Annotated in this window: 17 protein-coding genes; 13 read left to right on the top strand and 4 right to left on the bottom strand. The window is 68.1% G+C overall.

Going from position 1 to position 22,973, the window contains the following annotated elements:
• The first annotated feature begins 124 nt into the window (after nt 1–124).
• The 6 genes from ABD768_RS29355 to ABD768_RS29330 all read left to right on the top strand — a co-directional run bounded on the left by ABD768_RS29355 (nt 125) and on the right by ABD768_RS29330 (nt 5,339).
• Nucleotides 125–907: an SDR family oxidoreductase gene (locus tag ABD768_RS29355; protein ID WP_344846028.1), complete on the top strand. Its 783-nt coding sequence runs from the start codon at nt 125–127 to the stop codon at nt 905–907.
• 7 nt (nt 908–914) lie between these two features.
• The gene (locus ABD768_RS29350; protein ID WP_343965577.1) at nt 915–1,364 is read left to right on the top strand and encodes a cupin domain-containing protein; all 450 of its coding nucleotides are present in this window, start codon (nt 915–917) and stop codon (nt 1,362–1,364) included.
• Nucleotides 1,361–1,576, top strand: coding sequence for a hypothetical protein (locus tag ABD768_RS29345; RefSeq protein WP_343965575.1), 216 nt, complete (start codon nt 1,361–1,363; stop codon nt 1,574–1,576). Before ABD768_RS29350 ends, ABD768_RS29345 begins: the two co-directional genes overlap by 4 nt.
• A 50-nt stretch (nt 1,577–1,626) precedes the next feature.
• On the top strand, nt 1,627–2,808 hold the full coding sequence (locus ABD768_RS29340) for a low temperature requirement protein A (protein WP_343965573.1): 1,182 nt from the start codon (nt 1,627–1,629) through the stop codon (nt 2,806–2,808).
• A gap of 260 nt (nt 2,809–3,068) precedes the next feature.
• A complete protein-coding gene (locus ABD768_RS29335; RefSeq protein WP_344846024.1) occupies nt 3,069–4,322 on the top strand; it encodes a hypothetical protein in 1,254 nt (417 codons plus the stop codon).
• Between the two features lie 117 nt (nt 4,323–4,439).
• On the top strand, nt 4,440–5,339 hold the full coding sequence (locus ABD768_RS29330) for an aminoglycoside phosphotransferase family protein (RefSeq protein ID WP_344846021.1): 900 nt from the start codon (nt 4,440–4,442) through the stop codon (nt 5,337–5,339).
• On the opposite strand, the gene ABD768_RS29325 is transcribed toward ABD768_RS29330, so the two are convergent.
• The gene (locus ABD768_RS29325; protein ID WP_343965567.1) at nt 5,316–5,831 is read right to left on the bottom strand and encodes a VOC family protein; all 516 of its coding nucleotides are present in this window, start codon (nt 5,829–5,831) and stop codon (nt 5,316–5,318) included. The genes ABD768_RS29330 and ABD768_RS29325 overlap by 24 nt on opposite strands.
• 37 nt (nt 5,832–5,868) lie before the next feature.
• Nucleotides 5,869–6,261, bottom strand: a complete 393-nt coding sequence (locus ABD768_RS29320) for a DUF5997 family protein (protein ID WP_344846018.1) — start codon at nt 6,259–6,261, stop codon at nt 5,869–5,871.
• A gap of 32 nt (nt 6,262–6,293) precedes the next feature.
• On the opposite strand from ABD768_RS29320, the gene ABD768_RS29315 reads away from it, so the two are divergent.
• From ABD768_RS29315 to ABD768_RS29300, 4 genes are all read left to right on the top strand, one after another.
• Complete coding sequence (locus ABD768_RS29315; RefSeq protein ID WP_343965563.1) at nt 6,294–7,001, top strand: LysR family transcriptional regulator substrate-binding protein; 708 nt, start codon at nt 6,294–6,296, stop codon at nt 6,999–7,001.
• Nucleotides 7,002–7,059: 58 nt separating this feature from the next.
• Nucleotides 7,060–7,497, top strand: a complete 438-nt coding sequence (locus tag ABD768_RS29310; RefSeq protein ID WP_344846015.1) for a Fur family transcriptional regulator — start codon at nt 7,060–7,062, stop codon at nt 7,495–7,497.
• A gap of 49 nt (nt 7,498–7,546) precedes the next feature.
• Nucleotides 7,547–9,736 (top strand): catalase/peroxidase HPI, encoded by a 2,190-nt coding sequence (gene katG, locus ABD768_RS29305; protein ID WP_344846367.1) that lies wholly within the window; start codon nt 7,547–7,549, stop codon nt 9,734–9,736.
• Nucleotides 9,737–9,870: 134 nt separating this feature from the next.
• Nucleotides 9,871–15,363, top strand: a complete 5,493-nt coding sequence (locus ABD768_RS29300; RefSeq protein ID WP_343965558.1) for an ATP-binding protein — start codon at nt 9,871–9,873, stop codon at nt 15,361–15,363.
• Nucleotides 15,364–16,066: 703 nt separating this feature from the next.
• On the opposite strand, the gene ABD768_RS29295 is transcribed toward ABD768_RS29300, so the two are convergent.
• Complete coding sequence (locus ABD768_RS29295) at nt 16,067–17,440, bottom strand: PucR family transcriptional regulator (protein WP_344846013.1); 1,374 nt, start codon at nt 17,438–17,440, stop codon at nt 16,067–16,069.
• Nucleotides 17,441–17,526: 86 nt separating this feature from the next.
• Between ABD768_RS29295 and ABD768_RS29290 the strand changes: the two genes are divergently transcribed.
• Together ABD768_RS29290 and ABD768_RS29285 are read left to right on the top strand one after the other, a co-directional pair.
• The gene (locus ABD768_RS29290; protein WP_344846010.1) at nt 17,527–18,621 is read left to right on the top strand and encodes a ferredoxin reductase; all 1,095 of its coding nucleotides are present in this window, start codon (nt 17,527–17,529) and stop codon (nt 18,619–18,621) included.
• Nucleotides 18,622–18,635: 14 nt separating this feature from the next.
• Entirely contained in the window at nt 18,636–19,793 is a 1,158-nt protein-coding gene (locus tag ABD768_RS29285) for a fatty acid desaturase family protein (RefSeq protein WP_343965552.1), read from the top strand.
• Nucleotides 19,794–19,840: 47 nt separating this feature from the next.
• Here ABD768_RS29285 and ABD768_RS29280 read toward each other — a convergent pair whose 3' ends face one another.
• Nucleotides 19,841–21,910, bottom strand: coding sequence for a glycoside hydrolase family 9 protein (locus ABD768_RS29280; RefSeq protein ID WP_344846006.1), 2,070 nt, complete (start codon nt 21,908–21,910; stop codon nt 19,841–19,843).
• Nucleotides 21,911–21,985: 75 nt separating this feature from the next.
• Here ABD768_RS29280 and ABD768_RS29275 point away from each other — a divergent pair, with 75 nt between their 5' ends.
• The gene (locus tag ABD768_RS29275; protein ID WP_344846003.1) at nt 21,986–22,909 is read left to right on the top strand and encodes an MBL fold metallo-hydrolase; all 924 of its coding nucleotides are present in this window, start codon (nt 21,986–21,988) and stop codon (nt 22,907–22,909) included.
• Nucleotides 22,910–22,973: the final 64 nt, after the last annotated feature.

Raw genomic sequence — 22,973 nt, 5'->3', positions numbered from 1 at the left:
CGTCCGCCCCACTGTGCTCCCTCACACCGCCCGGACGCCACTGTCACAGGCTGGGGAGCTGCCCTGTCTTAGCTGCTGAACCGGTCGGCAACGGGTGCCGACGGCTGAGAAGGAGGAATGCCCGATGAAGATCGTCGTGGTCGGCGGCACTGGACTGATCGGCTCGAAAGTCGTCGCGAAGCTGGGAGAGCACGGTCACGAGGCCGTCGCCGCCTCGCCCGCGTCGGGGGTCAACACGCTCACCGGAGAGGGCCTCGAGCAGGTGCTCAAGGGCGCGGACGTGGTGATCGACGTCTCCAACTCGCCGAGCTTCGAGGAGGCTGCGGCGACCGAGTTCTTCAAGACCTCCAACAGCAACCTGCTGGCCGCTGAGAAGGAGGCCGGGGTGGGACATCACGTCGCGCTCTCGGTCGTCGGCACCGAGCGGCTGGCGAAGGCCGACAACAACCCGCAGTCGACCAGCGGGTACTTTCGGGCGAAGCTGCTGCAGGAGAACCTCATCCAGCAGTCCGGCATCCCGTACTCGATCGTGCACGCGACCCAGTTCTACGAGTTCGCCGCGGCGATCGCGGACACCGGGACCGAGGGCGACACGGTGCGGATGCCGGGCGCGCTGATCCAGCCGATCGCGGCCGACGACGTCGCGAAGACGGTCGCGCGGGCCGCTGTCACGCCGGCGACCAACGCGATCACCGAGGTCGGCGGGCCGGAGCAGTACGAGATGGACGAGTTCATCCGGATCGCGCTGACCACGCGGAAGGATCCGCGGACGGTGGTACAGGACCCGAACGCGACGTACTTCGGGATCGCTGTCGACGAGCGTTCGCTGGTACCGGAGGGTGACGCCCTGCTCGGTGACATCCACTTCGGCGACTGGCTCGCCTCCCAGGCCGCAGAAGGGAAGTGACTTCTTCATGACCGAGATGCAGACGGACGAAGGTGTTTTGCAGGACAAGGGTGTGCCGGGCTCGGGCGCCTGGCAGTCGGCGCTCACCATGCTGCAGTCGACCAACCCGCCGCACATTTCTGAGCAGGCCGAGGTGATGACGGCGATCCTCGAGTACCCGCCGGGTGATCCGGGTGCGCCGCCGCATCGGCACTCCGGGCCTGCCTTCGGCTACATGCTGGAGGGGGAGATGTGGTTCGAGCTCGAGGGTGAGGCGCCGCGGGTGATCAAGGCCGGCGAGGCGTTCTGGGAGCCGGGCGGGGATGTCATTCACTACCGGGACGGCAACAACCGGTCGGACATTCCGAGCAAGTTCGTGGTCACCATGATCGGCGTACCGGGGCAGCCGATGTTCGTCGTCGTCGATGACGAGGAGCTCGAGGCGCGTAAGGACCGGCGGGTGCCGGCATCGTCATGAGTACACCGGACGAGGAGTTCCTGGACGAGCTCGAGGTCGAGGTGGACGTCGAGCTGACTGCTGAGGAATCGGCACGGCCACCTGCGGACGAGCCGGTCGGTAGCTGGCAGTTCGACCCGACCGACATCGATCGGGAAGAGGCGAGTCTGCGGAGTCTGCGGGGTGCGATCGAGGCGCTGGAAGGTGGCGGGATCCCACCGGCCAGGGGCTGACTCGTTAGCCTGGGGTGTTGAGTTTCTGGTCGAGCGGGAGGAACTTCTCAGTGGGCGTGTCAGTGCGGTTCCGGGTCCGGATGCGGGCCCGGCCGATCGACGAGCCGCACCGGGTGTCGAGCCCGCTCGAACTGCTCTTCGACCTCACCTTCGTGGTCGCGATCGCGGCGGTCGTGGCCCAGCTCGCGCACGGCATCGAGGAAGGGCACACCCACGACGCGGTCGTACCCTTCCTGCAGGTGTTCTTCGCGATCTGGTGGGCGTGGATGAACTTCACCTGGTTCGCCTCGTCGTACGACACCGACGACGTGGTCTACCGGCTGACCACGATGGTGCAGATGGCCGGTGCGCTGGTCCTCGCTGCCGGCGTACCGGCCGCTGCGTCGCACTCGGACTACAAGTGGATCACCCTGGGCTACCTGATCATGCGGCTCGGGTTGGTGAGCCAGTGGATCCGGGCCGGCGTCGAGGATCCTTCGTGTCGTAGTACGGCATTTCGGTATGCGGCCGGGATCGCGCTGTTGCAGGTGTTCTGGATCGCCCGGTTGTTCCTGGTCGACGGCGTCAGCGCGTGGACGTTCCTCCTGCTTGTCGTCCTCGAACTGCTGGTCCCGGTCTGGGCCGAGCGCGCCGCCAAGACCAGCTGGCATCCGCATCACATCGCCGAACGGTACGGCCTGTTCGTCATCATCGTCCTCGGCGAAAGCGTGCTGGCGGCAACCACCGCGGTCCAGGATGCGGTCGAATCGGAACACGTAAGCCTGACCCTGATCGCCGTAGCCCTCTGTGGCCTGGTCCTGATCTTCGCCGTCTGGTGGCTCTACTTCCTCCACCCAGCAGGCGAAGGCCTGGCCGACCGCCGCCACAAGTCCTACCAATGGGGCTATGTCCACTACGGCATCTTCTGCGCCCTGGCTGCCCTGGGCGCCGGCCTGGAAGTAAGCGTCGCCCAAGCAGGCCACCACCTGGAGGCTTCAGAAACAACAGTCGCCTACACGGTAGCCATCCCAGTAGCCGTCTTCTTGATCCTCCTCCACACCGTCCACTCCCTGATAAGCCCCAACCACATAACCCGCCGCTTCGCCGTAGCCTTCACCGTCCTAACCATCCTCCTCATCCCCCTGGCAACCCCCACCCTCACAGTCACCGGCGCAGTAGCAACCATCACCGCCCTGGTAGTCCTACTAACCGCAGCCACCATCACCTGGCCCGCCACAACCACAACCACCTAAGAAGCAAAGAACAAAGAACAAAGAACAAAGAACAAAGAACAAAGAACAAAGAACAAAGAACAAAGAACAAAGAACAAAGAACAAAGAACAAAGAACAAAGAACAAAGAACAAAGAACAAAGAAATTATGAGTAGTGGTTTAGCCGGGCGGTCAAGTGGCAGTCTGTACCAATCTCGGCTCCGGACCGCTGCCGCCCTCGACTCCGCCACCTCCTAGCTGAGAAGATCCGCGTTCCGTGCCCAGAACTTCAGGAGCCGACGATGGACGACGAGATTCAGCTGATCAGCGACGGTGACGGGCTGGCCGTCATCGGGGATCCGGCGGCTGTCGAACGCTTCCTCGTCTCTGAAGGGTTGCCGTCGAAGGACCTCGGGCTGCACAGACTCGGGCCAGTCCTCAGTACCGGAGCCGCAGCCGCGCAGGCAGGTTCTGAGATCGCCGCCAACTCGGGCCGCTGGGTCAAGCTGACGAAGGACTCCGCGCATCTTGTCGGCAAGCACGGGCTCAGAGGTAGTTCGAAGACGGGTCTCAGCACTGGCGTGCTGAAGGGGAACCACGGTCAGATCAAAGGCTTCGTCGAGTTCGTGAGGGGTCCGGGCGCGCTTCTGACGAATCCGGCCATGCTGGCCGGTGCTGCCGGGATCATGGCGCAGCTCGCGATGCAGCAGGCCATGGACGAGATCACCGACTATCTCGCCACGATCGACGAGAAGGTCGACGATGTACTTCGCGCGCAGAAGGACGCTGTCCTGGCGGACATGATCGGCGTGGACTTCGTGATCGACGAGGCGATGACGATTCGGGAGCACGTGGGCCGGGTTTCCGAGGTCACCTGGTCGAAGATGCAGGCCACGACGATGACGATCGCCCGCACCCAGGCGTACGTGTTGCGCCAACTCGATGCGCTCGCGGGAAAGATGGAGCGCGAGCCGAAGCTCGGTGAGCTCGCCAAGACGGTCAAGGACGCCGAACCCAAGGTTCAGGAATGGCTTGCCGTTCTGGCCCGCTGCTTCAAGCTGCAGGACGCGATCGCCGTCCTCGAACTCGACCGGGTGCTGGATGCGTCACCGGATGAGCTGGACCGGCATCGCTTGGCGCTGAAGGTCGCCCGTAACAACCGGTTGGCGCTCATCTCGCAGAGCACCGAGCGCTTGATGGCCCGTATGGACGCGGCCGCCGGCACCGCCAACGCGAAGGTGCTGCTGCATCCGGGCACCTCTCGGGATGTGGTGCGCTCGAGCAACCAGGTGACGAATGCCGTCGTTGACTTCCAGGGGAGGCTCGGGATCGAGAACGGCAGACAGTCGTTGGAGGCGAGACGGTGGACGGATGCGGCCACCGAGGTGCGAGACAAGGCGCTCGACGCGGGAGCAGACGGCCTCGACGCCGCCAGGCGGCTCGGCAATGAGACTTTGGGCCGGTCCATGTCCGCGACAGGCAAGCTCTCCGGCCGGATCACCGACCGAGCGCGCCGTCTGCGCAGGGGTGACGAAGCGGCCGACGAGGAAGACTGAGTCAGGCCGACGGTCAGCACGCGGCTGTCCGTAGTCGGTGGACCTGTTGCAATTCTTGTCGATCGGGTGCCGCAAATCGCTTGGTCACGAACTGCGGATGGAACGTAGGTTCGTCGGGTGAGGCTTGAGATTCCAGATCAGATCCGAAGGACGGTGCTGGCTGACGGTGACGTGGCCTGGCTGGATGAGGTGGCGGGGGTGGTTGAGGCGTTGGCTCGGGAGTGGGGGCTGGTGGTTGGGACCAGCTTCGCTGGTGGGCATGCTGCGTTGGTTGTTGCGGTGAGGCTGGTTGACGGAACTCCGGCTGTTCTCAAGATTGGTGTGCCTGGTCGGGATGTTGGGGTGGAGGCCTTGGCTTTGCGGCTGGCGGGCGGGGAGGGGTGCGCCAGGTTGTTGAGGGAGGATCTGGGGCGGCAGGCGCTTTTGCTGGAGCGGCTGGGGGCTCCGATGTTTGACGTGGTTGCGGACCCTGTGCGGCGGATTGAATTGTTGTGTGAGGTGGCGGTTCGGGGGTGGCGGCCGGTTGGGGCGGGTGTTGGGTTGCCGAGTGGGGCGGAGTTGGCGGAGCGGTATGCCGCGCGGTTGCCGGGGTTGTGGGACGAGGCGGGGCGGCCGTGTTCGATGGCGGCCGTGGCGGATGCGCTGGAGTGCATGGAGCGGCGGCGGGTGGCTCATGATGATCGGACCGCGGTCCTGGTTCACGGGGATGTTCATGAGATGAACGCGCTGCAGGCCAGTGATGGCAGCTACAAGCTCATCGATCCGACCGGGTGGCGGGCTGAGCCGGCGTGTGATCTGGGGACGATTGTGCGGTCCAACCCGGGCCTTGGGGATGATCTTCACCAGCGGACCGAGCGGTTGGCTGCTCGTACGGGCGTGGACGCCACCGCGATCTGGGAATGGGGGACCATTCACCGGGTCTTCAGCGGCGTCTACGCCTGCAGTATCGGGTTTCAGCCTTTCGGCGAGCAGTTGCTGGCCGAGGCGGATCGGTTAGTGGGGGCGGGAGATTCCTAGGCCGCTGCGGGCTTCCCGGCCGTACTTGGCTACCTCGGCGGTCAGGTCCAGGCGGGAGACGCCGGCCTTGTTGCGGTCGGCGTCGGTGAGGAGGTCCGCGGGGATGATCCAGACGATCTCGAACTCGAGGCCGTCGGGGTCCTTGCCGTAGAGGGACTTCGTGGTGCCGTGGTCGGACTGGCCGACGAGGGCGCCCGCAGCGGTAAGGGCCTTTTCGAGGTCCTCCAGGTCGCCGAGAGTGTCGACCTCCCAGGCGAGGTGGTAGAGGCCGACTGTCGACTTGCCGGCGCCCGACGGGCCTGCCTCGGAGCCGAGCTGGAAGAGGCCCAGGTCGTGGTCGTTGGTCGAGTCGGGGGCCCGGAGGAAGGCGGCGCCCTGGTAGGCGTCGCCGCCCTCGGTGTAGCCGAAGCCGAGGACATCACGGTAGAAGGCGACACTCGCGGTGACGTCACGGACGTACAGGACAGCGTGGTTCAGCCGGAAGATCGCCATCTACCCATGGTAGTTGAGGACTCAACCGATGGGTAGGTCAGTGGCGCGCTTTCGCCTTCGCGGCCTTGGCTTCCTTGACCCGCTCGGCTTCGGCCTGTACGTCCGCCTGGATCTCGCGTTCGCGCTGGAGCCACTCGGGGTTCTCGGCGCGGAGGTCCTCGATCTCGGCGGTGGTGAGGGGCTCGGTGTAGCCGGCCCGGGCCAGGCCGGAGATGGAGACGGCGAGGCGGGCGGCGACGACCGGGCGGGGGTGCGGGCCGTTGTTGCGGAGGTCCTGCAGCCACTGCGGCGGGTCGGTCTGCAGGGCGTGCAGCTCGTCGCGGGTGATCAGGCCTTCCTGGAACTCCGCGGGGGTGGCTTCGAGGTACACACCGAGCTTCTTGGCCGCCGTTGCGGGTTTCATGGTCTGGCTGGTCTTCGGCGACGTCATGGGGTCAGGGTATCGAGAGATAGCCTGGGCCGGTGACAGCACCGACGTTCAGGCTCGCGTATGTCCCCGGCGTGACCCCGACCAAGTGGGTGCGGATCTGGAACGAGCGGCTGCCCAGGGTCGCGCTCGAGCTCGTCGGCGTACCGGCGGCCGAGGCGGCAGACCTCGTACGGTCCGGAGGTGCCGAGGCCGCGTTGTTGCGGTTGCCCATCGATCGGGACGGGTTGCATGCGATCCCGCTCTACACGGAGACGACGGTCGTCGTCGTGCCGAAGGATCATCTGGTGACGGCGGCGGAGGAGGTCACGGCGGCGGATCTGGCCGATGACGTCGTACTCCGTCCGCTCGACGACACCCTCGACTGGGAACAGTTGCCCGGTCACCCTTTCGCCGAGCGGCCGCAAACGACTGCGCTGGCGATCGAGCTGGTCGCCGCGGGAGTCGGTCTCCTGGTCGTGCCGCAATCGCTGGCCAGGCTCCATCACCGCAAGGACCTCACGTACCGGCCGATCACCGACGCGCCGGAGTCCCAGGTCGTGCTGAGCTGGCCCGAGGGTGAGCCGTCCGACCTGATGGAACAACTCATCGGCATCATCCGCGGCCGCACCGTCAACAGCTCCCGCCAGCCGGTGGCGGCGCCGAAGGTCAAAGCCACCGACAAGGCCAAGGCCAAGGCGAAGGCGAAGAAGTCCGCCCCCAGGACTCCTCAGCGGACCCAGCGAGGCAACCGCAAGCGCTGACACGCTGCTTCCGCAGCTAATCTTGACTCATTCCAGAAAACGCGGAAGACTCCGGAGGGTGGCGACGACGGAGTTCGAGCACCAACTGCGTGGGGCCGCGCTGCGCGTGACCAAGCCCCGGGTGGCTGTGCTGGCCGCCGTCCGGGAGAACCCACACGCTGACACGGACACGATCATCCAGTCGGTGCGCAGCGAGCTGGATGTTTCTCATCAGGCTGTCTACGACGTGCTCCGGGCGCTGACCACCGCAGGGTTGCTGCGGCGGATTCAGCCGACCGGGTCGGTGGCCCGGTACGAGGGGCGCGTCGGGGACAACCACCACCATGTCGTCTGCCGGTCCTGCGGAGCGATCGAAGACGTCGACTGCGCGCACGGCTCGGCCCCTTGTCTGACGGCGTCGGACGATCACGGGTACGTGATCGACGAGGCCGAGGTCGTCTATTGGGGTCTGTGCCCCAACTGCTCCATCAGTTCCACCACGTCCAGAACCCCTTGATCCCGGAAGGTTTGCCGTGTCTGAACACCCGAACGCCGAAGTCGGCGAGATGAACGACGAGAGCGGAGCCAAGTGCCCCGTAGATCACGGGCAGCTGAAGCACCCGACCGAGGGCGGCACCAACAGTGAGTGGTGGCCGAACCAGCTGAACCTGAAGATCCTGCGCAAGCACCCGGCCGTCGCGAATCCGATGGGCGAGGAGTTCGACTACGCCGCCGCTTTCGCGACCGTGGACCTGGACGAGCTCGCGGCGGACGTCGACGCGGTGCTGACCGACTCGCAGGACTGGTGGCCGGCCGACTTCGGGCACTACGGCCCGTTCATGATCCGGATGGCCTGGCACAGCGCCGGTACGTACCGGGTCAGCGACGGCCGTGGTGGCGCGGGCGCCGGCATGCAGCGGTTCGCGCCGCTGAACAGCTGGCCGGACAACGGCAACCTGGACAAGGCCCGCCGGCTGCTCTGGCCGGTGAAGAAGAAGTGGGGCGCCAAGGTCTCCTGGGCCGACCTGATGATCTTCACCGGCAACCGCGCGCTGGAGACGATGGGCTTCAAGACCTTCGGTTTCGCCGGCGGCCGCGCCGACGTGTGGGAGCCGGACGAGGACGTCTACTGGGGCCCCGAGGCCACCTGGCTCGGCGACGAGCGCTACACCGGTGACCGCGAGCTCGAGAAGCCGCTCGCCGCGGTGCAGATGGGCCTCATCTACGTGAACCCCGAAGGCCCGAACGGGAACCCGGACCCGCTGGGCTCGGCCCGCGACATCCGTGAGACGTTCGGCCGGATGGCGATGAACGACGAGGAGACCGTCGCGCTGATCGCCGGTGGGCACACCTTCGGCAAGACCCACGGTGCGGCCGACCCGGAGAAGTACGTCGGGTCCGAGCCCGAGGGCGCGCCGCTGGAGGAGCAGGGCCTGGGCTGGAAGCAGAGCTTCGGCACCGGCAAGGGCCGCGACGCGATCACCAGCGGTCTCGAGGTCACCTGGACCTCGACCCCGGCCCAGTGGAGCATGGGCTTCCTGGAGAACCTGTTCAAGTACGAGTGGGAGCCCGACCTGAGCCCGGCCGGGGCGAACCAGTGGAAGGCGAAGGACGGCGCCGGGGCGAACACCATCCCGGACCCGGAGGACGGCACGCTGAACCGGGCGCCCACGATGCTGACCGCCGACCTGGCGCTGCGCTTCGACCCGATCTACGAGCCGATCGCGCGCGACTTCCTGGCCAACCCGGACAAGTTCGCGGACGCCTTCGCCCGCGCCTGGTTCAAGCTGACCCACCGCGACATGGGCCCGATCCAGCGCTACCTCGGCCCGCTCGTGCCGCAGGAAGAGCTGATCTGGCAGGACCGCGTCCCGGCCGTCGACCACGAGCTGGTCAACGCGGACGACATCTCCGCCCTCAAGGCGCAGATCCTCGGCTCGGAGCTCTCGGTCGGCCAGCTGGTGAGCACCACCTGGTCGGCGGCGGCTTCGTTCCGCGGCAGTGACAAGCGCGGTGGCGCGAACGGCGCCCGGATCCGGCTCCAGCCGCAGGTCGGCTGGGAGGTCAACGAGCCGGACCAGCTGGCGCAGGTCCTGCGCGTGCTGGAAGGCATCCAGGAGACCTTCAACGCGACCGGCAAGAAGGTCTCGCTGGCCGACCTGATCGTGCTCGGTGGTGTCGCGGCGGTCGAGACGGCCGCCAAGTCCGCCGGGTACGACGTCGAGGTGCCCTTCACCCCGGGCCGTACGGACGCGTCGCAGGAGCAGACCGAGGTCGACTCCTTCGCCGCGATGGAGCCGACCGCGGACGGTTTCCGCAACTACCTCGGCAAGGGCAACCGGCTGCCGGCCGAGTACCTGCTGATCGACCGGGCCAACCTGCTGACCCTGAGCGCGCCGGAGATGACCGTCCTGGTCGGCGGCCTGCGCGTCCTGGGCACCAACTTCGGCCAGACGTCGCTCGGTGTGCTCACCGACCGGCCGGGTCAGCTGACCAACGACTTCTTCGCGAACCTGCTCGACATGGGGGTCACGTGGAAGCCTGCCGCGGGCGATGACGGGACGTACGAGGCCCGTACCGCCGACGGCGAGGTCAAGTGGACCGGCAGCCGCGTCGACCTGCTGTTCGGCTCGAACTCCGAGCTGCGCGCGCTGGCCGAGGTGTATGCCAGCGACGACGCGCAGGAGAAGTTCGTGAAGGACTTCGTGGCCGCTTTCGTCAAGGTGACGAACCTGGATCGCTACGACATCAGCTGATTCAGTGTCACAGGAACAGCCCGGGCCTGCTGGCCCGGGCTGTTTCCATGAGTTCGCACCCCGACTCGACGGTAGGGGTTGAAGCCTGGGAATGTGTGCACTGACAGGTTTCCCGACGACAGGAGTACTGCCCGGTGTTCAGCCGTATCGCCATCGTCAACCGGGGAGAAGCCGCCATGCGGCTGATCAACGCGGTCCGCGAGCTCAACGCCGAGACCGGAAGCCTGATCGAGACGGTGGCGTTGTACACCGACGCCGAGCGTACGGCGACCTTCGTGCGCGAGGCAGATCTCACCTACCCGCTCGGTCCGGCGGCCGACCGGCCGTACCTGGACCACGCCAAGCTCGAGCGCGCGCTGGTCGAGTCGGGCGCTGACGCCGCCTGGGTCGGCTGGGGCTTCGTCGCCGAGGACCCGGCGTTCGCGGACCTGTGCGAGCGGATCGGGGTGACCTTCATCGGGCCGAGCGCCGAGGCGATGCGCAAGCTCGGCGACAAGATCGGCTCCAAGCTGATCGCCGAGGAGGTCGGCGTACCGGTCGCGCCGTGGAGCCGGGGTGCGGTCGAGTCGCTCGACGCGGCGATCGCGTCGGCGAACGAGGTCGGCTACCCGGTGATGCTGAAGGCAACCGCCGGCGGTGGCGGCCGGGGCATCCGGATGATCCGCGACGACGAGGAGATGCGCGAGGCGTACCAGCGCACCAGCGACGAGGCGCTGCGGGCGTTCGGCAGCGGGGTCGTGTTCCTGGAGAGCCTCGTGACGGGGGCGCGGCATGTCGAAGTACAGGTCATCGCCGATGGGCAGGGGACTGCCTGGGCTCTCGGTGTGCGGGACTGCTCGGTGCAGCGGCGCAACCAGAAGGTGATCGAGGAGTCCGCGTCGCCGGTGATGACGCCGGAGCAGAACCTCGAGCTCAAGCAGTCGGCCGAGCGGCTGGCGCTTGCCGTCGGCTACAAGGGCGCGGGCACGGTCGAGTTCCTGTACCAGCCCGCCGACAAGCTTTTCGCCTTCCTGGAGGTCAACACCCGGCTCCAGGTCGAGCACCCGATCACCGAGCTGACCACCGAGGTCGACCTGGTGAAGGCGCAGATCCACGTTGCGTCGGGCAACAAGCTGGAGGGCCCGCAGCCGGCTGAGCACGGGCACGCCGTCGAGGCCCGGCTGAACGCCGAGGACCCGGATCGCGACTTCGCGCCGTCGCCCGGGCGGATCGCCCGGCTGCGGCTGCCGTCCGGCCCGGGTATCCGGGTCGACACCGGCGTCAGCGAGGGCGACGAGATCCCGGCCGACTTCGACTCGATGATCGCCAAGATCATCGCCTTCGGGCGGACGCGGGACGAGGCGCTCGGGCGGTTGCGGCGTGCGGTCGGCGACACCACGGTCGTGCTGGAGGGTGGCGCGACCAACAAGAGCTTCGTTCTCGATCTGCTCGACCAGCCCGAGGTGATCGACGGCAGCGCCGACACGGGCTGGATCGACCGGGTTCGTGGTGAGGGACGACTGGTCTCGAGCCGGCACTCCGGGGTCGCGCTCATCGCGGCCGCGATCGAGGCGTACGAGGAAGCCGAGCGGGTCGAGCGGCAGCGGTTGCTGGAGACGGCGCGCGGCGGTCGGCCTCAGGTGCAGCACGAGGTCGGTCGGGCCATCGCGCTGAAGCTGCGCGGAGCGGCGTACCAGGTGTCTGTGGCCCGGATCGGCCCGCATCGGTATCGCGCGGGCGTCGGCTCCAACGGTGACCTGCAGTACCTCGACGTCGAGATCGAGCGGCTGGACGCGTACGACGCGCGCATCGTCGTCGCCGGTCGCCGGTTCCGGCTGGTCACCGCGACGCATGGGCCTGTGCACCTGGTCGAGGTCGACGGGGTCACGCACCGGGTCAGCCGCGATGAGGGTGGCGTCATGCGCGCTCCCGCTCCGGCGCTCGTGGTGGCGACTCCGGTCGCGGCCGGCGCGGAGGTCGAGGCGGGCGCTCCGGTGCTGGTGCTGGAGAGCATGAAGATGGAGACGGTGCTCTACGCGCCGTTCAAGGCGATCGTGCGCGAGCTGCCGGTCTCGGCGGGCAGCCAGGTCGAGACCGGTACGCCGCTGGTCCGCCTCGAACTCGTCGGGGACGCCGACGCAAAGGTCGAGGACGCGGCCGGCGCCGATCTCGAGTTGCCCGAACCGCAGACGCGGCCGACGGCAGCCGAGCGGGCGACGCGGAGGTTGGACGATCTGCGCAGCATGCTGCTCGGATTCGACATCGACCCGCGCGACGAGGGCAGGACGCTCGCGGAGTACCTGGAGGCTCGCGCCGAGCTGGCCGAGGCACCGGTGGCGGACGAGATCGGCGTACTGCGGCTGTTCGCGGACTTCGCTGAATTGAGCCGCAACCGGCCGGTCGGCGAGGACCTGAACACCGAGCTCCGGGTGCACAGCCCGAAGGAGCACTTCCACACCTACCTGCAGACGCTGGACACCGAGCGGGCCGGGCTGCCGGCCGAGTTCGTCGACCGGCTTGCCCGGGTGCTGTGCTGGTACGGCGTCAAGGACCTGGACCGCACTGAGGAACTGACCGACGCGGTCTTCCGGATCTTCCTGGCGCAGCAGCGCACGTCTCCCGACGTACTGCTGGTGACCGCGCTCTTGCAGCAGTGGCTGGCCGGCCCGCTGCCCGCGTCGCCGCTGGACACCGAGGCGAACGCGGTCCTCGACCACCTGGTGCTCGCGACCCAGCTGCGCTTCCCGGTGATCGGTGACCTCGCGCGCAGCGTGCGGTTCCGCTGGTTCGATCAGCCGCTGGTCGACCAGGCTCGCGCCGAGGTCTTGTCGGTCGTCGGTGACGAGCTGGCCGCGCTGGCTCTCGACCCGGCGGCGTCCGACTACGCCGAGCGGATCGAGGCGTTGGCGACGATCCCCGAGCAGATCGTCATGTTCCTCGCCAAGCGGCTGACGAACGGTGCCAATGGCAACGAACCGATGCTGGAGGTGCTGGTCCGCCGGCACTACCTCGAGCACGAGCTGCACGATCTGCGCAACGCGAGCGTCAACGGCCGCGCCTTCACGACGGCCGACTACACGCTGGACGAGCGGCCGACGCACCTGGTCAGCACGGTCGGTACGGTCGCCGAGCTGGCCGATGTCGAGAGCGGCCTGGTCCACGACCTGACCGCCGAGATCGCCGTACGCCCGGCCGGGCACGAGGCGGTCGCCGACCTGTACCTGTCCTGGCCCGACACCCCGGAGAACCAGCAGGAGGCTTCCGACCGGCTGTGCGAGATCGTCGCCGGCCTGCCGTTCACCCAGCAGGTCCGCCGGGTCGCCATCGCGGTTGCACCGGGTGGCGGGCGCGAGGTCTGGTACTTCACCTACCGCCCGTCCTCGGAAGGAATCGTCGAGGACGACAACGTCCGCGGCGTGCACCCGATGGTCGGCCGCCGGCTCAACCTGTGGCGGCTGCGCGACTTCCGGATCACCCGGCTGGAAGCGCCCGAGGACGTCCTGCTCTACCACTGTGTTGCCCGTGACAACGAAGCCGACGAGCGGCTGGTCGCGCTGGCTCAGGTGCGCCAGTTCGCCGTCGTACGCGACGAGAACGGCAAGGTCACCTCGCTCCCGCACGTCGAGCGAGCGATCGCGAACTGCCTCGAAGGCATCCGCCGCGCCCGTACCGCGCGCGGCGCGGCCGGAGCCCGTCTGGAGATGAACCACGTCTGGGTGACGGTCTGGCCGGTCATCGACGGTCAGGTCGCCGAGCTCACTGCTTTGCAGCGCAACATCGCGCCGCTGACGTCGGGCGCGGGGATCGAAGAGGTCGTCGTCACCGGTCGCGTGATCGGGTCGAACGGGCAGCCTTTCCCGGTTGTCGGCCGGTTCTATTACCAGCCGGGCGCTGGTGTCGTGACGGCTGTCGAGCGGCCCGCGACCGAGCCGTTGAAGCCGTTGGACGGTTACGCGCAGAAGGTCCAGCGGGCACGTCGGCGCAACACGGTCTACCCGTACGAGGTCGCCGGCATGGTCGTCGGCGCGGGTGGCACCTTCGTCGAGCACGACCTCGACGACTCGGGTGCGCTGGTACCGGTTCAGCGGCCGCGCGGGCTCAACAAGGCCGGCCTGATCGTCGGTGTGGTCAGTACGCCGACCCGCCGGCACTCCGAAGGCGTCACGCGGGTCGTCTTGAGTGGCGACCCGACCAAGGCGCTCGGGGCCGTCGCCGAGGCGGAGTGCGCGCGGATCATCGGGGCGCTCGACCTGGCAGAGAAGCTCGGCGTACCGGTCGAGTGGTTCGCGGTGTCGGCGGGTGCGCGGATCTCGATGGACTCCGGCACCGAGAACATGGACTGGGTCGCGAAGGCGCTGAAGCGGATCGTCGAGTTCACCCAGGCCGGCGGCGAGATCAATGTGGTGGTCGCGGGTATCAACGTCGGCGCGCAGCCGTACTGGAACGCCGAAGCGACGATGCTGATGCACACCAAGGGCATCCTGGTGATGACGCCGGACAGCGCGATGGTGCTGACCGGCAAGCAGACGCTGGACTTCGCCGGTGGTGTTTCGGCGGAGGACAACTTCGGCATCGGCGGGTACGACCGGGTGATGGGGCCGAACGGGCAGGCGCAGTACTGGGCGCCCGATCTGGCCGGGGCGCGGGACATCCTGATGGCGCATTACGACCACACGTACGTCGTACCGGGGGAGAGCGGGCCGCGTCGCGCTGCCAGCTCTGACCCGCACGACCGTGATGTGACGGTGTTCCCGCATGATCCGGCCGATGGCGGGTTCAGCACGGTGGGGGAGATCTTCTCCGACGCGACGAACCCGGATCGGAAGAAGGCGTTCGACATCCGCACGTTGATGCGGGCGGTGTCGGACCAGGACCACCCGATGCTGGAGCGCTGGGCGGGTATGGCCGACGCGGAGACCGCCGTCGTCGTCGACACCCGGCTTGGTGGCGTGTCGGTGTGTCTGCTCGGGATCGAGTCGAAGCCGGTGCCGCGGCGGGGGTTCCCGCCCACCGATGGGCCGGACACGTACAACGGCGGCACGCTGTTCCCGCGGTCGTCGAAGAAAGCGGCGCGGGCGATCAATGTTGCCAGTGGCAACCGTCCGCTGGTGGTGCTGGCGAACCTGTCCGGGTTCGACGGGTCGCCGGAGTCGATGCGGAACCTGCAGCTGGAGTACGGCGCCGAGATCGGTCGCGCGATCGTGAACTTCCAGGGGCCGATCGTGTTCTGCGTCGTCTCCCGGTATCACGGTGGGGCGTTCGTGGTCTTCTCGAAGACGCTGAATCCGCGGATGACGGTGCTGGCCGTCGAGGGGTCGTTCGCCTCGGTGATCGGTGGGGCGCCGGCGGCTGCTGTCGTCTTCTCCGGTGAGGTGAACAACCGCACGTCGGCCGACCCGCGGGTGACCGAGGTGTCGGCTCGCCTTGCCGAGTCGGAGGGTGCCGAGCGCGCCGCGCTGACCAACGAGCTGGCCGATGTCCGCTCGACGGTCCGCGCCGAGAAGCTCGGCGAGGTGGCTGCCGAATTCGACCGAGTCCACAGCATCCACCGCGCCGTAGCCGTCGGCTCGGTAGACGCCGTCATCACCCCGGAGGAGTTGCGCCCGCAACTCATCGCCGCCCTGGAGGCGGGGCTGTCCTTGAGCTAGCAAGGGTGCTGTGGTTGGCGGGTGCTGTGCCGTGAGGGATTGTGGTTCGCAGCTATCGGGATCCCGCGGAGGGGTCTGAGCCGATGGGGCACCCCGGTAAGGCGGCTCGTGTCGCGGGGTGCTGCTGACAAGGCTGGTCGGGTCGGGGTTGGGGCGGGTTTTGGCCCTGATCGGGGTTATTTTCCTCCCCGGTCGCTGGAGAATCCTCCCCAACCCCCGATCGGGGCGACTTTGTGCACGACGTGAGCAGATTCGTCGCCGAGAAATGCCCAGGTGGTGCACAAAGTGCCTCAGGCCACTGCTTTCGGGGGTTGGCTGGCAGGTTTGGCTGTCGCTGGCGTGATGCTTCAGGCCACCGGTACGAAAACCTGCCACTGGCAGGGCAAACAGGGCCGAAACCCCGATGCCGCCCACTCGTCGGGGCCGGCCGTGCTCGTCGCGGGCCGGATGACGGGTCGGCCGGGCGTTGGGGGCTGGTCGTTCCATTGTGGCCGGTCTTGTCAGCGGCTCCGGGATAGCTGCGTCTTTCCCTGGTCGCGGTGCTGGGTGTCAAGAGTCGAACTTGTTCGACCCCGCAGGGGCGCGAAGCGCTCTTGACGCCCAGTGCCTCGACTAGGACACTTTCGCAGCCCGGCGACGCGATCCACAGTCCCTCACCATGCGCCAACCCCGAATCCACGGAGCCAACCGCCACCCAGATTGCTCAATCGTTGGCAGAGTGGGGCGGCGTTGCCAATGCGATCGTGAGGTCCAGGACGACTTGGGGGTCGTCCAGGCGGGGGCCGTAGAGGTCGCGGATCTGGCCCATGCGGTAGCGGACGGTTTGCGGGTGGATGTGGAGGGCCGCGGCGACCTCGTCGCGGCGGCCCAGATGCAGCAGCCACTCGCGGAGAGTCTCGGTGAGCCGCTCGGCGGTGGCCGGCCGGAGCTCCGCGAAGGGTGCGAGCACTTGGCGACGAAGGTCTTCGAGAGCTGCGGGGTCGGAGGTGACCACGAAGGTGGTCAGATGCCGCTCGGTGTCGACCGGGGCATCGGGTTCGGCGGTCAGTTGTAGTTGCCGCGCTCGGAGTGCTCGCAGGTACGACGTACGGACGGCTGCCCAAGGTTGGGGTGGGCCGACCCAGGCTTGGTAGCCGCGGAGGTTGCGGAGCAGGACCAGCCGAGAGGACCCGTCGGCATCGGGAACGAGCAGCACCGCCAGCTCCGCGGCGTCGGCATCGCTGGGCTCGCCGAGCTCGTCAGGGCGGCCGGGCTGCCCGGCCCGGCCAGAGCGATCCGGCTGGCCGAGGGGGCTCTGTTCGGCCAGCTCGGTGAGGTCGACTTCGGGGCGCAGAGTGCGGGGGTCCAGGGCACCCAGCATGCTGCGGACCTGGGCGCTGGGGAGGATCACCGCCGTCAGGGTGCGGGGTGGTTCCCAGTCGGCTCGGTCGGCTCGGGCGGTGAGTTGTTCGGGGGAGTCGCCGTGCAGGAGACCGAGGGCCAGGTCTTGGAGGTAGCGTTCTCGGACTCGGCCGGTGGTGGCCAGTTCGTCTGTGTGGCCGGAGACGCTGGCGGCGGAGAGTTCGTCGATGTAGGCGAAGACGAGTTCGGCGAATTTGGCGAGGGTGTCGGCGGGGAGGCCTGCTTCGACGGCTGTGCGGGAGAGTTCGCGCCAGGAGACTCGGGCGCCTACGCGGTAGGCGGCCAGGAGGGCGTCCATGGTGCGGCCACTGCGCGCCTCGCCTCGGCCTAGTACGTAGGCGCCTTCGAGCGCGGGCGCGAGCGGCGTACCGGGGTCGCCACTGCTCGCCAGGCGTAGGAACCCGCCTAGGGCCAGCTGGACGGCGCCTTCGATCTTGGCGCCCATCGGGCCGGCCAGGGCGTTGGTGTAGGCGGGGACCTCGACGATGATCGCGGTCACGGTCAGCCCGGCGATGTCCGGCAGGCGGGAGCGCAGCAGCTCGACCGCCGCCTCACCCAGCTCGAGCTCGGCGGCCCCGCGAGCCGTCCGGCTGGCGTGCTCCGGCGCCTGGTGCTGCGCGGGACCTGGCGGCTGCTGAGCGGGGGCCGGCTGCTGGGCCGGATCGACGTCGACCATTCTTTGTTCCCTCCGAACAAAATCGAAGAACAGATTCACCGCTCCTGGTCATGAAACTACACCTCGCGTCGAGGATGCTGGAGTGTATGACCACGTATGCGTCCGACGCCGAGGCCCCGGCCACCCTCCGGGGGCGGCTGCGTGACCGGCTCTGGAAGGTCGCCGCGGCTGCAACCCATCCGCTCGACCCTTCCGAGTATCTCGACATGTTCCGCCCGCTGCGGGCCGGCGCCGACCTGCGCGCCCGCGTCATCGAGGTCCGTCCCGAGACCGCCGACGCGGTCACCGTCGTACTGCGTCCCGGCGCCGCCTGGCGCGGCCACCAGCCGGGCCAGTATGTCCGCATCGGCCTTGAGGTCGACGGGATCCGCCTCTGGCGCTCCTACTCGCTGACCTCCGCGCCGGGGAGTGACCTCCTCACCATCACCGCGAAGTCGGTCCCGGACGGCCTCGTCAGCGCCCACCTCGCGCAGGAGCTGCGTCCCGGCCAGCTGGTCCACCTCGACCAGGCCGTCGGCGACTTCGTACTTCCCGAGCGCGCGCCTCGCAAGGTTCTCTTCGTCACCGGCGGCAGCGGCATCACGCCCGTCATGGGCATGCTCCGCTCCGGCCTCGACCGGCTCGATGACGTCGTCCTCGTGCATTCCGAGTCCTGCCCCGAGAACGTCATCTTCGGCGACGAGTTGCGGGCCTGGGCCGACGCCGGCCACTTGCGGTTGGTCGAGCAGCACACCGACACGCACGGCCGGCTCGACGTGGCGGCGCTTGCGGACGTAGTACCGGATCTGGCCGAGCGGGAGACCTGGGCTTGTGGGCCCGCTGGTCTTCTCGATGCGCTCGAGGAGCAGTGGGCTTCGCTCGAACTGGGCGGCCTGCACACCGAGCGGTTCCGTACTGCGCTCGCCGAGCCCGGCGAGGGTGGGACCGTCCACTTCACCGGGACCGGCACCACGATCGAGCTCGACGGCACCACCCCGATCCTCGACGCGGGCGAGCAGAACGGCGTACTGATGCCGTCCGGCTGCCGGATGGGGATCTGCTTCTCCTGTGTCCTGCCCCTGCGCTCCGGCTCGGTGCGCGACCTTCGCTCCGGCGACGTGACCACTGCCGCGCCCGGCGACGGCGTCCTGATCCAGACCTGCATCTCGGCCGCGGCCGGCGCGTGCGACATCGACTGTTGAGGAAGACGACTCATATGACTGTTCTGCAGAAGAAGGCCGACAACCCGATCGCCCACCTGACGGCGGACGACATCGAGGAGATCGGCCGGCGGCTCGACGAGATCCGGGCCGAGGTGATCGAGGCGCGCGGCGCGTCCGACGCGGCGTACATCCGCAAGGTCATCAACGTGCAGCGCAAGCTGGAGCTGGGCAGCCGGGCGGTCCTGCTGGCGTCGCTGTTCCCGCCGGCCTGGCTGATCGGTACCGCGGGCCTGTCGGTGGCCAAGATCCTGGAGAACATGGAGATCGGCCACAACATCATGCACGGTCAGTGGGACTGGATGCGTGACCCGAAGATCCACTCGACCAAGTGGGAGTGGGACCACGCGTCGCCGTCGGAGCAGTGGAAGCACTCGCACAACGAGCTGCACCACACGTACACGAACGTGGTCGGCAAGGACAACGACCTCGGTTACGGCATCATGCGGGTCGACGAGGACCAGAAGTGGTACCCGGCGTACCTGGCCCAGCCGCTGTGGAACTTCGTCAACGCGATGTTCTTCGAGTACGGCATCGCGGCGTACGACCTGGAGCTGGGCAAGAACCTGGCGACCAAGAAGCGTCGGCAGAATCCGGACTTCAAGGCGCGCACCAAGCAGGTGTTCAAGAAGATCCGTGGGCAGATGACGAAGGACTACGTCGTCCACCCGCTGCTGTCCGGGCCGTCGGCGCTGCACACGCTGGCCGCGAACTTCACCGCCAACGTGGTGCGCAACATCTGGGCGCACTCGGTGATCATGTGCGGTCACTTCCCCGAGGGCGTGCAGACGTTCGAGAAGAAGTCGATCGAGGGGGAGACGCGGGGTGAGTGGTACCTGCGTCAGATGCTCGGCTCGGCGAACATCTCCGGCGGGCGGGCGATGCACATCATGACCGGCAACCTCTCGTACCAGATCGAGCACCACCTGTTCCCGGATCTGCCGAGCAACCGGTACCAGGAGATCGCGCCGAAGGTGCAGCAGCTGTTCCGCGACTACGGTCTCGCGTACACGACCGGCCCGCTGCCGAAGCAGGTCGCGTCGGCGTGGGCGAAGGTGTTCCGGCTGTCGCTGCCGAACGACTTCGCGGCGAAGCTGTCGGCAGCCGCGCGCTTCCGCCTGCAGGGCCCTGCGAACGGTCAACTCACCGCCTGAGCCGCGACGGCCGTCACCTCACCGCCTGAGGCGTGACGGCCGTCGGATCAGCCGGCGGCCGCGACGGCGAGCAGGAACCAGCCCGTGTGCGGGATCCACTGCTCGGCCCATCGCCAGGAGTCGCCTTCGGGGGCGTCCTCGGGTAGGAACGCGACATCATCTTCGTCGCTCCAGCCCGAGGTGACCCCGTTGACGATCCCACCCGGCAGGTTGGGAAAGTCGGACGAGTAGTCCGCGTTGTTCCGCCCCCGCCCTTGCACCATCGAACTGTCGAACGGATTCCTGCCGGTGATCCACGCCAGCTGATCGTCCGCGAACCGCCTCAGCCGCGCGCGATCCTCGTCGCTGACCCCGTCGAGCCGCGCACAGCTGCTGGCAGCCGCCGACAACGACGCAATCGCCGCATTCTCCCCCTGCCACCAGTACCCGGTCTCATTGGCATGCGGAAAGAAGAAGCTCTCCCGAGGTACGCCGCCAAGCGGCTGCGTAAGCGCCCGCGGATACCCGAACGGATTGGCGACGGACGCCGTCCGGTCCAGCGTGTCGAGCATCGCCCGCAGCGCGGTCGCCCGTGCAGGCGCCGCTTCAGGTGCGTCGTGCAGAACCTCGGCGAACCGGAGCAAGGCAAGGATCGGCAAACCAGGCTCCGCAGCATGAAAGAACGGGCGCCCACCTTCATCACCCCGAAACCACCCGGGTCCACCGCCCCGCAGGCCGCGCCCGCCCGCACCCAACCCGACGGTGGGGCCACCGGACGCGGCACCCGCGCCCGCGCCATGCGCGCCCGCACCCGCGTCCCGTGCGCCACGCGCGCCCGCACCCGCGTCTCGTGCGCCATGCACGCCCGCATCCAGCCCGACGGTGGGCGGGCCGTCCGCGCCCTCGTTCTGCGCGCCATGCGCGCCAGCTCCTTCACCTGGCGCGGCCGCGCCGCGCACGTAGCGGGCGATCAGCGCGCTGGCGCGCCGGCGAGCGGCCGCCCGCGACGCCCCCGGGACGGGACCGCTCCCGCCGCCGGCCTCTGGCCGGAGGGGACTGCTGTCGTTCCCGGCGTCTGGCCGGAGGGGACTGCTGTCGTTGCCGGCGTCTGGCCGGATGGGATTGACCGTCTCGGCTTGGGGCTGGGGGTGGGGGAGGGCTTCTGCTCTTGCTAGTTCGGTGGCGGCTAGGAGGGCGGCGTAGTCGTCGATGATTGATTCGGTGTGGTCGAAGAGGTAGTCGCGGTTGTGGGTTTCTAGGTGGGTGAAGGCGGCGCGGGCTGCAGCTAGGTAGTCGGAGCGGGGGAAGTCGCCGTCGGTGTTGGTGGTGGAGGCTCGGGCCAGGGCGGCTATGGCTAGGCCGGCGCCTTGGCGGTAGGCGGCTTGGTAGCGGGTGGTGCGGACTGAGTTCTGGAGCGGGGCGGTGATGAAGCGTTCTTCTAGGCGTTTGGTGAGAGCGTCGAAGATGCCGGTGTAGAAGGTGCCGGTGGGGGAACGGAAGCGGGTGAGGAAGTCTGCGCCCCAGAGTGCCTCATCGCGCAGCCGGGCTCCGAGGACCGGGGTGAGGGAAGGGGTGTGGGCGGCGAGTTCGTCGCGGGCGGCGAGCATGGCCCAGGCGCAGAGGGGGATCTGCTGCGGGCTCATGGTCGAGGTGTAGGTGAGGTGGGACAGGAACTTGCTGGTGTCCCCGCTGGCGTCCAGCCATCCACCTCGCGCATCGACCGTTGCGCCGGATGGGTCGTCCCAGAACTGCGCGGCCCGGTCCTTGCGGTCGATTTCGCCGCTGGAGCGCATGGCCTTGAAGTAGGCCAGTACGTCCGACATCGTCTGTCGTTGCAGGCGTTCCGGCGCTACGACGAAGGGCTCCGACCGCACGTCCAGTCCCTCGGCGACGACCCGCACGGAATAGGTGCCGGGGGCAAGTACTCCGGGGAGCGGGATCCGCGAGTACGGACCACCGGTCCACCCCGGAACGTGCTCGACGGGACCTGGCCGGAGTACCGAGATTCCGTCCGGTCCGTGGAGCTCGGCGCTGAACGGAAGGTCGGGGAGAACGGCGACGACAGCCTTGGTTGCCGAGGTCCCGTAACCGAGGTGGGCGACCAGTACGCAAGGGGTCTGGGAGTCTTTTGCCTGCACCCGAATCATCCAACAGCACATTGACCCCCGCTGATAACTTCGGCCGAAAGAGCCGACCACGAGCGAGGGAAACAGATGCCGGGGACACTGGGGGAGCAATCGGCGGTACGGGTGTGGGAGCAGGACGGGGTCCGGCTGACGTTCGTCGTCGACGGTGCGATGGGGCTGATCCCGCAGGAGTTCTTCCCGGAGATCCCGGAGTCGTACTGGGCGGCGCATCCAGAGGCCCTCGACGAGCAGGGCCTGGTCGCGATGTCCGCCGGCGGCTTGCTGGTCGAGCGCGACGGCCGGGCGATCCTGCTCGACGTCGGCCTCGGCGACTACCAGGGCCCGATTCCGATCGGCGACAGCATCATCGGCTACGCCAACAGCGGCAGCCTCCCCGAAGTACTGAAGAGCGCCGGCCTCTCACCCGACGAGATCGAGGCCGTCGCCTTCACCCACCTGCACGTCGACCACACCGGCTGGGCGTTCACCGCGGGCGACAAACCAGCCAAGTACTTCCCAACAGCTCGGTACTTGATCGCAGACTCCGAATGGGCCCCGCACGGCCGCGGCGAACTCATCCCAGGCGCCCCCACCCGCTCCGCGGTGATCGAACCGCTCATCCCCGACCACACCGAGATCGCCGACGGCGAGGAGATCTTCCCCGGCGTCCACGCCCTCCTGACCCCCGGCCACAGCCCCGGCCACACCGCGTACGTCATCACAGCCGGTGACACCCGCGTGATCGCGTTCGGCGACGGCTTCCACATCCCCGCCCAGATCACCAACCCGACCTGGCCGTCCCGCCCAGACGTAGACGCCGCCGCAGTCCTAGCTGCCCGCACCACCCTCCTGACCGAACTAACCAAACCCAACACAATCGCCTTCGCCTGCCACTTCGGCGACCAACCCTTCGGTCAAGTCCTCACCACCCCTGCCGGCACCGCCACCTGGCACCCAATCCCCTCAACACCCCTCGCCCCACCCCCAAGACTCCTACCAACCCGCCCGTAGCAGGCCCGTACCTTGTCCTGAGCGCAGATTCAGGCTGGGAACATGCCTGTGGCTGACCGGTGAG

Origin of the sequence: Kribbella ginsengisoli (genome assembly GCF_039537185.1) — a bacterium.
GTDB lineage: Bacteria > Actinomycetota > Actinomycetes > Propionibacteriales > Kribbellaceae > Kribbella > Kribbella koreensis.
The sequence above is the reverse complement of the archived record's forward strand: the minus strand, read 5'-3'. Positions and strand labels throughout refer to the sequence as shown.